General features: G+C 66.8%; 13 protein-coding genes. 4 read left to right on the forward strand and 9 right to left on the reverse strand.

Going from position 1 to position 15,220, the window contains the following annotated elements:
• Window positions 1-60: 60 nt before the first annotated feature.
• From egtD to gluQRS, 5 genes are read right to left on the reverse strand one after another with little or no spacing between them, the layout of a single operon-like run.
• The gene (egtD, locus tag ABWP22_RS09355) at window positions 61-1,041 is read right to left on the reverse strand and encodes an L-histidine N(alpha)-methyltransferase (RefSeq protein WP_353199704.1); all 981 of its coding nucleotides are present in this window, start codon (window positions 1,039-1,041) and stop codon (window positions 61-63) included.
• A gap of 1 nt (window position 1,042) precedes the next feature.
• Entirely contained in the window at window positions 1,043-2,272 is a 1,230-nt protein-coding gene (egtB, locus tag ABWP22_RS09360) for an ergothioneine biosynthesis protein EgtB (protein WP_353199705.1), read from the reverse strand.
• 22 nt (window positions 2,273-2,294) lie between these two features.
• Window positions 2,295-2,840 (reverse strand): cob(I)yrinic acid a,c-diamide adenosyltransferase, encoded by a 546-nt coding sequence (locus ABWP22_RS09365; RefSeq protein ID WP_353199706.1) that lies wholly within the window; start codon window positions 2,838-2,840, stop codon window positions 2,295-2,297.
• 11 nt (window positions 2,841-2,851) lie between these two features.
• Entirely contained in the window at window positions 2,852-3,052 is a 201-nt protein-coding gene (locus ABWP22_RS09370; RefSeq protein WP_353199707.1) for a twin transmembrane helix small protein, read from the reverse strand.
• A gap of 53 nt (window positions 3,053-3,105) precedes the next feature.
• The gene (gene gluQRS / locus ABWP22_RS09375; RefSeq protein WP_353199708.1) at window positions 3,106-3,996 is read right to left on the reverse strand and encodes a tRNA glutamyl-Q(34) synthetase GluQRS; all 891 of its coding nucleotides are present in this window, start codon (window positions 3,994-3,996) and stop codon (window positions 3,106-3,108) included.
• 135 nt (window positions 3,997-4,131) lie between these two features.
• On the opposite strand from gluQRS, the gene ABWP22_RS09380 reads away from it, so the two are divergent.
• A complete protein-coding gene (locus ABWP22_RS09380) occupies window positions 4,132-4,731 on the forward strand; it encodes an HNH endonuclease (RefSeq protein ID WP_353199709.1) in 600 nt (199 codons plus the stop codon).
• A gap of 12 nt (window positions 4,732-4,743) precedes the next feature.
• On the opposite strand, the gene ABWP22_RS09385 is transcribed toward ABWP22_RS09380, so the two are convergent.
• Window positions 4,744-5,748 carry a fumarylacetoacetate hydrolase family protein gene (locus ABWP22_RS09385; protein ID WP_353199710.1) on the reverse strand — a complete coding sequence of 335 codons (1,005 nt, stop codon included), beginning with the start codon at window positions 5,746-5,748 and terminating at the stop codon, window positions 4,744-4,746.
• Between the two features lie 91 nt (window positions 5,749-5,839).
• Between ABWP22_RS09385 and ABWP22_RS09390 the strand changes: the two genes are divergently transcribed.
• Together ABWP22_RS09390 and ABWP22_RS09395 are read left to right on the forward strand one after the other, a co-directional pair.
• Window positions 5,840-7,054 (forward strand): acyl-CoA dehydrogenase, encoded by a 1,215-nt coding sequence (locus tag ABWP22_RS09390; protein WP_353199844.1) that lies wholly within the window; start codon window positions 5,840-5,842, stop codon window positions 7,052-7,054.
• A gap of 57 nt (window positions 7,055-7,111) precedes the next feature.
• Window positions 7,112-9,049 (forward strand): hypothetical protein, encoded by a 1,938-nt coding sequence (locus tag ABWP22_RS09395; RefSeq protein WP_353199711.1) that lies wholly within the window; start codon window positions 7,112-7,114, stop codon window positions 9,047-9,049.
• A gap of 455 nt (window positions 9,050-9,504) precedes the next feature.
• Here ABWP22_RS09395 and ABWP22_RS09400 read toward each other — a convergent pair whose 3' ends face one another.
• Genes ABWP22_RS09400 through ABWP22_RS09410 form a run of 3 tightly spaced genes read right to left on the reverse strand, consistent with a single transcriptional unit; the run spans window position 9,505 to window position 12,922 of the window.
• Entirely contained in the window at window positions 9,505-10,638 is a 1,134-nt protein-coding gene (locus ABWP22_RS09400; RefSeq protein WP_353199712.1) for a serine hydrolase domain-containing protein, read from the reverse strand.
• Window positions 10,635-11,801, reverse strand: coding sequence for a deoxyguanosinetriphosphate triphosphohydrolase (locus ABWP22_RS09405; RefSeq protein ID WP_353199713.1), 1,167 nt, complete (start codon window positions 11,799-11,801; stop codon window positions 10,635-10,637). Before ABWP22_RS09405 ends, ABWP22_RS09400 begins: the two co-directional genes overlap by 4 nt.
• Window positions 11,798-12,922 carry a CaiB/BaiF CoA transferase family protein gene (locus ABWP22_RS09410; RefSeq protein ID WP_353199714.1) on the reverse strand — a complete coding sequence of 375 codons (1,125 nt, stop codon included), beginning with the start codon at window positions 12,920-12,922 and terminating at the stop codon, window positions 11,798-11,800. Before ABWP22_RS09410 ends, ABWP22_RS09405 begins: the two co-directional genes overlap by 4 nt.
• A 142-nt stretch (window positions 12,923-13,064) precedes the next feature.
• On the opposite strand from ABWP22_RS09410, the gene cobT reads away from it, so the two are divergent.
• Complete coding sequence (cobT, locus tag ABWP22_RS09415) at window positions 13,065-14,918, forward strand: cobaltochelatase subunit CobT (RefSeq protein WP_353199715.1); 1,854 nt, start codon at window positions 13,065-13,067, stop codon at window positions 14,916-14,918.
• Window positions 14,919-15,220 lie beyond the last annotated feature (302 nt).

Below are 15,220 nucleotides of genomic sequence, written 5' to 3' on the forward strand. Positions count from 1 at the left end.
AGGCGCGCGCCAGTCAACCTGCCGGCTTGTTTGGACTGCCAAAGGCCGCAGTTTATTGGCTCAGGGCTGCATCGCCCCCGCATCATGCTGCCACAGATGCACGGCAAAGCGCTGATCGGAATCGGTCCATGCGGTGGTGGGCACCCAGCCACTGGCGCGGGCCATCAGCCGGCTTTCGGGCAGAGTCCATTTGTAGCTGTTTTCGGTGTGGATGGTTTCGCCGGCCACCAGGCTGAACGTCTCGCCAGCGGCGGTGAACGCGGTGTCCTGCACCGCCACCAGATGCATTTCGATGCGGCCCAGCGCGGCGTTCCACACGGCGCGGTGGGCGAAATCCGCGATGCGCACCGTGCCACCCAGCTCGCGGTTGATGCGGGTGAGCTGATTGAGATTGAAGGCCGCTGTCACGCCGGCCGCGTCATCATAGGCAGCCTCCAGCGTGGCCACCGATTTCCCGGAACCCGGCGCCAGATCGAGGCCGATCACCAGCCAGCTGCCCGGCCCCAGCAGCGCCGCAAAGCCGCGCAGCAGATCGATGGCCGCCATCGGCGCCAGATTGCCGAGCGTCGAGCCGGGGAAAAAGCCCAGGCGCGGCAACCCGGCCACGCCGGCAGGCAAGCGGAAGCGCTGCGTGAAATCGGCAACCACCGGCAGGATCGGCAGGGCGGGGAACAATGCGCCCAGCGCGGCGGCCGACTGGCCGAGAAATTCGCCGGAGATGTCGACCGGCACATAGGCCGCCGCCTGCAAGGGCGTCAGCAGCAGCGGCGTCTTGGCCGATGATCCCGAACCATATTCGATCACCGCCCGCCCCGGCCCCACCAGGGCGGCGATGGCGCCGGCGTGTTCGGTCAGGATCGCGGTTTCGGTGCGCGTGGGATAATATTCGGGCAACCTTGTGATGGATTCGAACAATATCGATCCGGCCTCGTCATAGAAATAGCGCGCCGGGATGATCTTTTGCGGTTGGGACAGGCCAGCGCGCACGGCGTCAGCGAAATCGGAGGAGACATCCTCGCACGCGCCGGCGGCTTCGTACATGTCAGTTATCCCCAAAGCCGTCGCGGGCCAGACGCAGCCCGCTGAACTGCCAACGCTGTTGTGGCTGAAAGAAATTGCGCACACTGGCCCGCGCGCTGCCGCGCGGCGTGGCGCAACTGGCACCTTTCAGCACCATCTGCCCGTTCATGAACTTGCCATTATACTCGCCGACCGCGCCAGGCGCCGGGCGAAACCCCGGATAGGGCAGGAAGGCCGAGGCCGTCCATTGCCAGCAATCGCCGAACAGGCCGGGGCTGCCGCCGTTGGGCTGCACCGGGGCAGCCCCATCGAGTTGCGTGCCGGCGCATGGGTCTTCGCGGCGCGCGGCCTGTTCCCATTCGGCTTCGGTGGGCAGGCGCGCACCGGCCCAGGCCGCAAAGGCATCGGCTTCATAGAAGCTGATATGGGTGACGGGCGCGTGCGGGGCGCGGGGTTGCCGGCCGGCGAGCGTCATGCAACTGCCGTCCGCCTGCCAGCGCAGCGGCGCATTGATGCCCTCGCGCTGAAGCCAGGCCCAACCGTCCGACAGCCACAGCCGCGAATCGGCATAGCCGCCATCCGCCATGAATGCCTGAAATTCCGCATTGGTCACCAGCGTGCTCGCCAGTTGAAAGGGCCGCAGCAGCACATCATGCGCCGGCCCTTCGCAATCGAAGGCAAAGCCGGCACCGGCATGGCCGATGCGCACGATACCGCCATCATGGCCGATCCACGTCCGCGCGCGGGCCGGCGGCGCGATCGCAGCAGCCGGCAGATAGGCGGGTTCCAACGGATTGGCAGCAAACAGGTCGAGAATGTCGGTGAGCAGCAATTCCTGATGCTGTTGTTCGTGATTGATGCCCAGTTCGACCAGCGCCAGCGCTGCTGCATCCAGCCCCGGCAGTGCCGCAGTCAGCGCGGCATCGACATGAGCCCGCCAATCAAGCACCTGCGCCAGCGACGGCCGCGTCAGCAGGCCGCGCCGTGCCCGCGGATGGCGCGGGCCGGCCGCTTCGTAATAGCTGTTGAACAGAAAGGCGAAGCGCGGATCAAAGGCGCGATAGGCGGGCAAATCCGCCAGCACAAAGGCTTCGAAAAACCAGGCGGTGTGCGCCAGATGCCATTTCGCCGGCGAGGCATCGGGCATGGATTGCGCGCTCGCATCGGCATCCGACAGGGGCGCCGCCAGCGCCGCTGTCAACGCGCGGGTGCGGTGAAACGCGGCCAGCAAATCCGTGACGTCGGTGGCCATGGCGCAGGCCTCCTGCAAAAGATCAACGATTGGCGCCGGGCACCCAGAGCACATCGCCGGTTATGGCATTTTCGACCCGCGACAGCACAAACAGCAAATCCGACAAGCGGTTCAGATAATGCCGCGCATCGGGCGAAATTTCCTCGCCAGCGGCCACGGCATCGCGCTCCGCGCGGCGGACGATGGTACGCGCCAGGTGCAGATGCGTCGCGGCCGGGGTGCCGGCGGGCAGGATGAAGCTGGTCAGCGGCGCCAGCGATCCGTTGGCGGCGTCGATCTGACCCTCCAGCCAATCGACCTGCGCCGCGACGATGCGCAGCGCGCCGTCGATGCCGGGCGGGGTGGCAACATCGGCACCCAGATCGAACAGATCATTCTGGATGCGCGACAGGATCGCATCGGTGGCCGGCGTGGCCGACAGGCGGGCCAGACCGATGGCGGCATTGGCTTCATCCACACTGCCCATCACCACCGGGCGGTGGCTGGCCTTCGAGACGCGGCTGCCATCGACCAGGCCGGTCGAGCCGTCGTCGCCGGTGCGGGTGTAGATCCGGTTGAGCTTGACCATGGCGGCCGGGATTAGCCGGGCCGGTTGATCAGGAACAGGATGACAATGAACAGGATCGCCAGCGCCTGCAGCGCCACACGCAGGCTCATCATCCGATTCGATCGCTCACCGGTGATATCCTTGCCGCGCGCCATGATGACGATGCCGCGCGCCAACACCCCCAGCGTGGCGACAGCAGAGAGGATCATGAAGATGACGAGCGTGGTTTGCATGCCCAAGGTCTATCACCCTTTGACGGCCTGCACAGGGGGTGCGACGTTGGCCCTCAGTCAGGCGGCCACAAGGCATCATTGGCCAGCAAATTCAGGCTGGCAATCAGGTCTGCCGGGCTTTGCCCTGCGACACGCCAGGCCGACAGCGTTTCCTGGGGCAGGCGCTTGGCCAGGCGCTTGCCGTCGCTGCCCCGAATCAGCCGATGATGGTGATAGCGCGGGGTCGGCAGGCCAAGCAGCGCCTGCAACAGGCGTTGCGCGTGGGTGGCGTCGAACAGATCCTCCCCGCGCACGACATCGGTGATGCCCTGCGCCGCATCATCGACCACCACGGCGAGCGCGTAGGCGGTGCCGACATCACGGCGGGCAATGACGATATCGCCCAACCGCTGCGGATCGGCGGGCTGCCAGCCTTGCGCGCGATCCTGCCAGCGCAAGGGCCCGGTGCGGGCCAGCGCCGCGCCGACATCCAGCCGCCACGCCGGCGCTTCGCGCGCCAGCCGCGCGGCGCGGGTCGCCGCATCCAGATTGCGGCAGGTGCCGGGGTAGAGCGGGCCGTCCGGGCCATGCGGGGCGCTCGCCGCCGCCGCGATGTCGGCGCGCGTGCAGAAACAGGGGTAAGCCACCCCCATGACGATCAACCGCTCCAGGGCTTGCGCATAGGCGGTGCTGCGCTCGCTTTGCCGCCACACCGGGCCATCCCAATCCAGCCCCAGCCAGGCCAGATCGTCGAAAATTGCCGCTTCATGTTCCGGCCGGCAGCGCGCCGTGTCGATATCCTCGATCCGCAGCACAAAGCGGCCGCCACTGGCGCGCGCCAACCGCCACCCCATCATCGCCGAAAAGGCGTGGCCCCGGTGCAGCAGCCCGGTCGGCGACGGCGCAAAGCGCGTGGTGACAGGTGGGTTATCCACATTATCCACAACGAAATCCGGGCCTGTCATTGGCCTGACACACTATTCGTTGTAAAGCCCATCCCATCACGGCGCGGCCGCTGCGTGCGCGGCCCTGGGGGTTCCCGCCCCGGTGCGACTGGGCCCGTGAACATTTGGCCGCTCCCATGCGTGGGAGGACGATGCATGTTGACGAGCGACCTCATCGAGGAAAAATTCGCCTCGATCCCGCATCTTGTGTCACCAGAGGCCTGCCCGGCGCTGGTGCTCAACGCCGATTACACGCCGCTGTCTTATTATCCGCTGTCGCTGTGGCCGTGGCAGACCGCGATCAAGGCGGCGTTTCTGGAGCGCGTCGACATCATCGCCGAATATGATCGCGAGATCCGGTCGCCATCGTTGCGCATGAAATTGCCCAGCGTGATCGCGCTCCGGCAATATGTGCGTCCGGCCTGCACCCCCGCGTTCACGCGCTTCAACCTGTTTTTGCGCGATCGCTTCACCTGCCAATATTGCACGATGCCCGGCGGCGAACTGACCTTCGATCACGTGATCCCGCGCGCCTATGGCGGGCGCACGACGTGGGAGAATGTCACCACCGCCTGCGCGCCGTGCAATCTGAAAAAGGGCGGCCGCACCCCGGCGGAAGCGCATATGCAGTTGCTCACAAGGCCGCAGCAACCGTCCACCCACGAACTGCAAGCCAACGGCCGCGCCTTCCCGCCGCATTACTGCCATTCAAGCTGGCGCGATTATCTTTACTGGGATGTCGAACTGCTGGCGTGAGGCGCGATCGCGTCAAGCGGTGACCGTCTGCTCGATCGTGCCGAAGATGCTGTGATGGCGATCATCGTGCAAATCGATGCGCACCACATCACCGGGGCTGAGCCAGGGCGTGGCCGGCGCGCCCGACAGGATGGTTTCCACCATGCGCTGTTCGGCGATGCAGGCATAGCCGCGGCCGCCTTGCGCGCACGGCCGCCCGGGGCCGCCATCCGCGTCGCGGTTGGAAACCGTGCCCGATCCGATGATGCTGCCGGCCCCGATGCTGCGCGTCTTGGCGAGATGCGCGATCAACGTGCCGAAATCGAAGGTCATGTCGGTATGGGTCTCGACCCGGCCGAACGCCTGGCCATTGATGTCGATCTGCAGCGTGCCGATCAGCTTGCCCTCCACCCAGCGGTCGCCCAGCGCCGCCGGCGTCACCAGCACGGGCGACAGCGCCGAGGCCGGCTTGGACTGCACGAAGCCAAAGCCCTTGGCGAGTTCATCGGGGATCAGGCCGCGCAGCGACACATCATTCACCAGGCCAACGAGGCGGATGGCGGCCAGCGCTTCCGCGCGGCTGGCCCCCTGGCGCACATCGCCGGTCACCACCACCACTTCGGCCTCCAGATCGAGGCCCCAGGCCGGATCGGGGCAGGCGATTGGCGCGCGCGGGGGCAGGAAATGATCGCTGCCGCCCTGATAAATCAGCGGATCGTGCCAGAAACTGGCCGGCAGTTCGGCACCGCGGGCACGGCGCACCAGATCGACATGGTTCACATAGGCGCTGCCATCGGCCCATTGATAGGCGCGCGGCAAGGGCGCGGCCGCATCGCGTTCATGGAAGCGGGCGTGGGGCACGCTGTCGTGCGCCAGCGACAGCGCGACGCCTTCCAGCACCAGCGCCGCATGATCCCAATCATCGAGCACGGATTGCAGCGAGGGATACATAGGCGGTGGCGCGGCGCACCACGCCAGATCATCGGAGACCACAACCAACCGGCCATCTCGACCGGACTTCAGCGACGCGAGTTTCATGGCGCACAGGCTGGACCGGTTTTTTGCGCGGCGCAAGCCTTGGCGCGGGCGACTGACCCGCCTAAAAGCCATAGGGAGCAGGAGCACGATGATGGCCACAGCCGCGATTTCCGACGTCCAGCATTTCGCGCCCAAATGGCCGCGCTTCGACTGGGAAGACCCGTTGCTGCTGGCGAGCCAGCTCAGCGAGGAAGAGACGATGATCCGCGATGCGTCGCGGGCCTTTTGCGATGCGGAACTGGCGCCGGGCGTGAAGCTGGCCAATCGCCACGAGACGTTCGATCCCGATCTGATGAAGAAATTCGGTGCCGCCGGCCTGCTGGGGCCGACCATCAAGGGCTATGGCTGCGCCGGGGCCTCCTATGTCGCCTATGGCCTGATCGCCCGCGAAGTGGAGCGGGTGGATTCGGCCTATCGCTCGGCGATGAGCGTGCAGTCGTCACTGGTGATGCACCCGATCCATGCCTATGGCTCCGAAGCGCAGCGGGAACGCTATCTGCCCGGCCTGGCCAGCGGCGAGCTGATCGGCTGCTTTGGCCTGACCGAGCCCGACGCCGGATCGGACCCGTCGTCCATGAAGACCCGCGCCAAGGCGGTGCAGGGCGGCTGGCTGCTCAATGGCGCCAAGATGTGGATCACCAATTCGCCGCTGGCCGATGTCGCGGTGGTGTGGGCCAAATGCGATGACGAAAAGATCCGCGGTTTCGTGGTGGAGCGCGGCGATGCCGGCTTTGCCACCCCCAAGATCGAAGGCAAATTCAGTTTGCGTGCCGGCATCACCGGCGAGATCGTGCTGGCCGATGTGCATCTGCCCGAAGATCGCCTGCTGAAGGGTGTCGAGGGCCTCGCCGGGCCGTTCGGCTGCCTGAACAATGCGCGATACGGCATTGCCTGGGGCGCGATGGGCGCGGCGGAATTTTGCTGGCATGCGGCGCGGCAATATACGCTGGATCGCCAGCAATTCGGCCGGCCGCTGGCCGCCACCCAGTTGATCCAGAAGAAGCTGGCCGACATGCAGACCGAGATCACCCTGGGCCTGTGCGCGGCGCTGGCCGGTGGTCGCCTGCTGGATGCCAAGCGCCTGGCCCCCGAAGCCATTTCCCTGCTGAAGCGCAACAACTGCGGCAAGGCGCTGGCGATTGCGCGGGAAGCCCGCGACATGCACGGCGGCAACGGCATTTCCGACGAATATGGCGTCATCCGCCACGTGATGAACCTGGAAGCGGTCAACACCTACGAAGGCACCCACGATGTCCACGCGCTGATCCTGGGCCGGGCGCAGACGGGATTGCAGGCGTTCTTCTGAGGCGACCCGCGCGAATTGCCCGTGTTTTTGGCCGCAAAGCCCTGAAGGTTGGTGACGATGGCCGGTTCTGCCCCTGGTGCGCTGGCACCGCCGCTTCCGGTCCCGATCCTGTCGCTGGCCATCACCGGCCACCGCGCCAGCAACGGCGATTATGCCGCCAACCACCAACGCATCGCCGCGGTGATCGCGCAGATTTTCGATGCCATCGCCGCCACGTCGGCCGGCGCGCCGGTGCGGCTGCACAGCCTGCTCGCTGATGGTGCCGATCATCTTGCGGCGAATGCGGCGCTGGCGCGGGGCTGGGCCATCGCCGCGCCGCTGCCGTTCGGGCGCGCGCTCAACCGCGCCATCAATGCCCATCCGGGCACCGCCGACGATGCCCGCCGCCTGCTGGCCGGCGAGGTCGCGCACGATGCCGGCACGGCCGCCCGCGCCGATGCGATCACGGCGCTGCTCTCCCAAGCCCATGTGTTCGAACTGGCCGACGCGGATGAGGACGTGGCGCAGAGCTTGCTGGCCACGCTGGCGGCGCCCGGCGATGTGGCCGCGGCGCAACTCCATGCCGCGCTGGTATCCCGCCGGGCGGCGCTGGCCGGGCGCGTGATGATCGAGCAGGCCGATCTGCTGCTGGCGGTGTGGGACGGCGCCGCGCGCGATGCACCCGGCGGCACCGGCCATACGCTGGCCAATGCACTGGCTGCCGGCGTGCCGGTCGTGCTGATCGACGCGCGCCAGCCCGAAACCTGGCACATGCTGGACGCCGTGGAGGCGCTGGACCAGCCGGGCGACACGGCCAGTCGGGAGGCCAGGCTGGCCGCGCTGGTGCACGCCGCGCTGCATGCCACCGGCCATGCCGCCGAAGCGCTGGCCAGCAGCGCCTGGCGGCCGCGCAGCAGCATTTTCTTTCACGGATATCGCCGCATCGAGGCCTTGTTCAGCGGCGATGGCCGGCCATGGCGGCCGTTGACCCTGGTGCACGAAGTGCCGGGCGCGATTGCGACCGGCAGCGGCGCGCCCCTGCTGGCGGCGATCGCCGCGCTGCCCGGCGCTGATCCGGCCTGGCCGGGGCGAATCGGCACGGCGGTGCTGGCGCGCTTTGCCTGGGCCGATGGCATCGCGGCGCGTTATTCCGATCAGTATCGCGGCGGCATGGTGACCAATTTCCTGGCGTCCTTGGCGGCGATCACGGCCGGCGTCGCCTATCTGCCGCTGTCGCTGCCCGATGCAAAATGGGTGTTCGCGTTGGCGGAGTTCCTGGCGCTTGGCTTCATCGTGCTGCTCACCGCACAGGCGCATCGCGGCCATTGGCACGATCGCTGGTTCGAAACCCGCCGCGCCGCCGAATATCTGCGCCACGCGCCGCTGTCGCTGGCGCTGGGCGTCGGCCGCGCACGCTGGCCGCGCGGATCAGGCGCGGACTGGCCCGAACATCACGCCCGCCATGCCCTGCGCGAAATCGGCCTGCCACCCGGCGCGCTGACCCGGCCGTGGCTGCATGCCGTGCTGTCGGGCTTGCTGTTGCCGCACCTGGCCGGCCAGCGCGATTATCACCGGATCAAGGCGCGGCGGCTGGCGCATGTCCACCACCGGCTCGATGCCGTATCGGAAACCGCCTTCAAGCTGGCGCTGGTTTCGGTGACGGTCTGGCTGCTGATATGGGCCGGCGGTGAGGCCGGCGTCTCGCCGCCGGCGCTGTCGGAAAAGCTCGGCAAGCTCTTCACCTTCCTCGGCATCCTGTTCCCATCCTTGGGCGGCGCCGTGGCCGGCATCCGCTATTTCGGCGATTTCGATCGCTTTGCCGCCATCTCGCGCGTGTCGGCCGAAAAGCTCGACACGCTGCACCGCCGCGCCAGCCTGCTCGTCGCTGCGCCCGAATCCGCACTGGATTATGGCAGCGTCGCCGATCTGGCCCATGCCGCCGACGATGTGGTGATTTCCGAAATCGAAGGCTGGCAGGCGGTGTTTGCCGGCAAGCATTTCGCCGTTCCGGTCTGATCGGCGCCCCTATTTCCCCATCGCCGCCATCACATCGGCGGCAAAGCGCGGCATGTCGAAACCCGCGCCGCCATGATCGAAGCCGCCCAACAGAGAAGCACAATATGGGGCATAGTGTCCCCCGAATTCCGTGCCCTCAAGCTCCCGACAGGCCCACCATCTTGCGCGGTTGGCGCAGGCCGCACAACCGCCCATTCCTACCCGTCACCCTGCACGCGATTCAGGGCTTGGCTTCTGACACCGCGCAAGAAAAGCGGCGTCACCGCACACATCCGGGAACTGTCATGAACGAGGCCCTCTGGGTGGGCCTAATGCGTATTAGTTGTGGCCATGGGGAAGCCTCCGGCGGGCAGGGACTCGTCCCTGCACCCGATTGTTTTCGGGCGGCCCCTTCCCCCAATCGTCTCCCCGGACTTCGAATTCCAGGCGAATTGCAGGGACACTATATCCAACCCTCACCCCAGCAACGCCCCCCACACCCCGGCCATCAGCATCCCCGCGCGCATGTCGCCCACCGTGGTGCCGGCCATCTTGTTCATCACGTAACTCATGCACAGCCGGGCATCCATGTCGCACACCACCAGGCTGCCGCCGTAACCGCCCCAGAACACGCTGTTCGGATTGGGGAAGGGCCGCGCCGGGCCGGGGAGGCCGTAGCCCAGGCCGTAGGTGACGGGCATGTTCAGGATCAGATCATGGCCTTCGATCTGCAGCTCCTGCGCGCGGCGGACGCCGGCTTCAGAGAGGAGGCGCTTGCCGCCCGATACGCCGCCATTGGCCATCAGCGTCTGCACGGCCACCACGGAGCGCGCATTGCCCTGGCCGCCCGCGGCGGGGATTTCGGCGCCGCGCCAGGCGCGGGTGCGGGTGTCGAGCGGGTCGATGCGCGGATTGGACTGCATGTTCTTCGTCAGTTCGGACGGCTCGCCGGGGCTGATCGCGGCGCCGCCGGGCGGGGGCACCAGATCGGCGACACGGGCATCTTCGCTGGCCGGCAGGCCGATGTGGAAATCGGCGCCCAGCGGCTGCGCGAGATTTTCGGCAAACACCGTGCCCAGCGATTTGCCGGTGATGCGGCGCACGACTTCGCCGACCAGATAGCCTTGCGTGACCGCGTGGTAACCGGGCGCAGTGCCCGGTGCCCAATAGGGCGCCTGTGCCGCCAGCCGGGTGCACACCAGATCCCAATCATAAAGATCTTCGGGCTGCATCGGTTCGGCAAAGCCCGACAGGCCGGCGCTGTGGCTCATCAGCATCGCCACGGTCACGTCCTGTTTGCCGGCGGCGGCGAATTCCGGCCAGTAATGCGCGACGCGTTCTTCGAATTTCAGCTCACCCTGGTCGGCCAGCCACAATGCGGTCAGCGCGGTCATCGTCTTGGTGGTGCTGTAGACATTGACGATGGTGTCGCGTTCCCATGGCCGGGTTTGCGCTTCGTCGGCCCAGCCGCCCCACAGATCGATCACCGGCTCGCCATCGATGGTGGCGGCGAAACTGGCGCCGATATCCTGGCCGCTGGCCAGCATGGCCGCCAATGTCGTGCGCACGCCTTCGAAGCGCGGATCAACGAAACCATTCATGTCGCTCATGTCACCATCTCCTGCGGCAGGGGCGAAGGCCCCACCAGTTGCTCATAGAGTTTCAGCGCATAACGGTCTGTCATGCCAGCCACGAAATCACCGACATGGCGCGCGCGGCCCGGTTCATCGGCCGGGCACAGCGCGCTCCAGTCGCCGGGCAGGCGGGCGGGATCGGCGTGCAGCGTGGCAAACAGGGCGGCAACCACGGCTTCGGAGGGATCGCGCAGCCGGGCAACGGCGGGCGCGCGATACATATGGTCGCGCAGGAAATTCTTCAGCACGCGCACATCGGCAGACAAGGGCGCGGAGAGGCCGGCGATCATGTGGCCGGCCTGGCGGATATCGGTCACGTTGCCGGCGTTGATGGCGCTCAACCGGCTGCGCGTCGTTGCCAGCACATCCGCCACCATGCGGCCGATCATTTCGCGCACCAGTTCGGGCACCAGCCGCCGCCGGGCGGTGACAGTCGGCCAGCGTTTGGTAACCGTCTGCCAGCAATCGGCGACGAACGGCACCGCTTCGGCCACCTGCTCCACCGCAAACAGGCCAGCGCGGATGCCATCGTCCAGATCATGATTGTCGTAGGCGATATCGTCGGCGATCGCCGCGAGCTGCGCCTCCAGGCCGGCATGGCTGGCCAGATCGAGCGGCCAGGCGGCATCGACGCCGGCCAGCGCCCAGCCGGGTTCGAACACCGGGCCGTTGTGCTTGGCGAGGCCCTCCAGCGTTTCCCACGTGAGGTTCAGGCCATCGAAACCGGGGTAGCGGCTTTCCAATTGGGTCACGATCCGCAGCGCATGGCCGTTGTGATCAAAGCCGCCCCACGGCGCCATGGCGCGTTCCAGCGCATCCTCGCCCGAATGACCGAACGGCGGGTGGCCCAGATCATGCGCCAGCGCCAGCGCCTCGGTCAGGTCTTCGTCCACGCCGAGCGCGCGGGCGAGGCTGCGGGCGATTTGTGCCACCTCCAGGCTGTGGGTCAGCCGCACGCGGAAATGATCGCCGTCGGGCGCAACAAATACTTGTGTTTTATAGCGCAATCGGCGGAAGGCCCCGCTGTGGATGATGCGATCCCGATCCCGCGCAAACGGGCTGCGGGTGGCCGACGTCGCCTCCGGGTGGAGGCGATCGCGCGACGCCTGCCAGTGGGTGGCGAAGGGCGAAAGGCTCAACGGACCGTCCCGGCCGCCTTCAAACTGTCAATCCGTGCCGCATCATAGCCCAAATCGGCCAATATGGCATCGGTATCGGCCGCCTTCGTCATGCGCGGCGCATCGGACATGGTCGCGGAATAGCGCGGCGCCGGGGCAGGCTGCATGACGCCATCGGCCTCCACGAACGTCTGGCGCGCGACATTGTGCGGGTGGTGCGGGGCTTCGGCCATGGACAGCACCGGCGCAAAGCAGATGTCGGTCATTTCCATGATCTCGCACCATTCGTCGCGCGACTTGGTGGCGAACAGCGAAGTCAGCCGATCCTTCAGCTGCGGCCAGCGGCCCGAATCCATCTGGGCGGCGAAATCCGGATCATCGACCAAGCCGGTCTTGTGCAGCAGCAGCGCATAGAATTGCGGCTCCAGGCTGCCGATGCTGATATATTTGCCATCGGCGCAGGCATAAGTGTCATACATGTGCGCGCCGGTATCGAGCAGGTTGACGCCACGCTCGTCCTTCCAGATGCCGTTGGCGCGGAAACCCCAGATCATCGCCATCAGCGCGGCGGCCCCATCGGTCATGGCGCAATCGATCACCTGGCCTTGCCCGGTGGTCTTGGCGTGCAGCAGCGCCGATACCATGCCGAACGCCAGCATCATGCCGCCGCCGCCGAAATCGCCGACCATGTTGATCGGCGGGGTCGGCTTGTCGCCGGCGCGGCCATAGCCATGCAGCGCGCCGGCGAGGGCGATATAGTTGATGTCGTGACCCGCGGCCTGGGCATAGGGCCCGAACTGGCCCCAACCGGTCATGCGGCCATAGACCAAAGCCGGGTTGACCGCATGGCACTGCGCCGGCCCCAGCCCCAGCCGCTCGGTCACACCGGGGCGAAAGCCTTCGAACAGCGCATCGGCGCCCTTCACCAGATCGAGCACGAGCGCCTGACCCTGCGGCGATTTCAGATCCACGCCGATCACCCGGCGGCCGCGCAACAGCGGGTCGCGGGCGTCGATGCGCGCGCCGGGCCGATCAACCCGGATCACTTCGGCGCCATGATCGGACAGCATCATGCCGGCGAATGGCCCCGGCCCGATGCCGGCCAACTCGATCACCCTGATGCCCTGCAGTGGCCCTGCCATGTGCTTCGCTCCCCGTTTGTGTGTCCCCTCCCCTGCCATGCGGGCCTGAAAGGTCAAGCTGTTGCCGGTGTGAGGTGCAGCGGCAGCGAACCCGGACATTTTGGGCATTTGACAGGCAACCACGGCCGGCACAAATGGGTTCATGGCCGACAATAGCCCGATCGAAGATTTCCGCCAGGCGGTGGCCGCCAGCATGCGGGCGCTTGGCCATGCGCCGGGCATGGACCTGGCCTATACGGCTGACAAACCGGCCTGTTTCGGTGAGCAGGCCCGCGTGCCGCAACCGGCCCGCGCGTTGCCGGCCGAACAGGTGGCGGAAGTGCGCGGCTGGGCCGACAGTTTCGCGCTGAAGCGCCGCCACCATGATGCCAAGCTGCATGGGCAGGATCTGCCCGATGCCGGCCCGGCCCGCGAGATCTGGAACGCGCTGGAACAGACACGCTGTGAAGCGCTCGGCGCGCTCGATATGGCCGGGGTGGCGCGCAATCTGGATCGCATGGTGGAGGCGCGGGTGCGCACCGATCCGATCGTGCGGGCCCGCACGCCGGAAGAAGTGCCGCTGGCCAGTGCGCTGGCGCTGATCGTGCGCGAGCGCCTGACCGGCGCTGCCGTGCCGCGCGCCGCCGAAGCGGCGGTGGACATGGTGCGCGCCGATATCGAGGCACGTGCCGCCGGGCATCTTGATGATCTGGCGAACACGCTGGAGGATCAGGCCGGCTTTGCGCAGGCGCTGCGCCGGGTGCTCAACGATCTCGGGCTGGGTGCCGATCCGGACGAAGCCGCCGAAGAAGCCGAGGAGAGCGACGGGCAGGACGAAGAGGAACAGCCCGGCGAGGACAGCGACGATTCTGAGCAGGACGACGGCGGCGGCCAGGAGCAATCCACCGAAACCCGCGCCGAGGAATCGGCCGATGCGCCCGAGGAATCGGACAGCCGCGAAGTCGAGATGGACACCGACATGGTGTCCGACGCGGAGATGGGCGAGGACGGCGACGAGGGCAAGATGCCGTGGCGGCCCAACCAGCCGCTGTCTGACCTGCCGCCGGATTTCGAATATCGCGCCCACACCACGAAGTTCGACGAAGTCGTCGGCGCGGCTGACCTGTGCGACGATGAGGAACTGACCAGGCTGCGGGCCTATCTCGATCAGCAATTGATCCCGTTGCAATCGGCCGTGACCAAATTGGCGAACCGGTTGCAACGCCGGCTGATGGCGCAGCAGAACCGCAGTTGGGATTTCGATCAGGATGAAGGCCTGCTCGATGCCGGGCGGCTGGTGCGGATCGTCACCAACCCCACCCATGCCCTGTCGTACAAGGTGGAGCGTGACACCGAATTCCGCGATACGGTGGTGACCCTGCTGATCGACAATTCGGGGTCGATGCGCGGCCGGCCGATCTCCATCGCGGCGATCTGTGCCGACATCTTGGCGCGCACGCTGGAACGCTGCGCGGTGAAAACCGAAATCCTCGGCTTCACCACGCGCGCCTGGAAGGGCGGGCAAAGCCGTGAGGCCTGGTTGGCCGCCGGCCGGCCGGCCAAGCCCGGCCGCCTCAACGATCTGCGCCACATCATCTACAAGCAGGCCGATGCGCCGTGGCGGCGGGCGCGCAAGAATCTGGGCCTGATGATGCGCGAAGGCCTGTTGAAGGAAAATATCGACGGCGAAGCTTTGCTGTGGGCGCATGATCGCCTGCTGGCCCGGCGCGAAGACCGGCGTATCCTGATGGTGATTTCCGATGGCGCGCCGGTGGACGATTCCACCCTGAGCGTGAACAGCGGCAATTATCTGGAGCGCCACCTGCGCGCCGCCATCCGTCAGATCGAAACCAGAAGCCCGGTGGAGCTGATCGCCATCGGGATCGGCCATGATGTGACGCGTTATTACGCCCGTGCCGTCACCATCATGGATGCCGAACAATTGGGCGGCACCATCATCGACAGTCTGGCAGACCTGTTTGAACACGGCGGCGACCAGCGCAAGCGTCGGCGCTGAACCCGGACGGCCGGACGGCCGAACGCTTGGCATCCGGACCAGGCGTCACCTTTCTTCCCCCCACTGCATGATTCCCGGCATCGCTGCGCCTGCGCAGCCTGCATCGCTGCGCCTGCGCAGCCTGCATCGCGGCGCCAACGCAGCCTGCATCGCCATGCCCGCGCAGAACGTAATTGATCTACAGAACGTAACCAATTTACAATATGCTGGTGCTAGATCCCGAATTTGGGCTAGGATGCGACAAATCAGGGGTCGCAACGCAAAGTTGCGGGGGGATGTGGGATGGACGACGGGGGCTGTTG

The sequence above is a fragment of the Sandarakinorhabdus sp. genome (assembly GCF_040398665.1).
In the GTDB taxonomy this organism is placed as follows: domain Bacteria; phylum Pseudomonadota; class Alphaproteobacteria; order Sphingomonadales; family Sphingomonadaceae; genus Sandarakinorhabdus.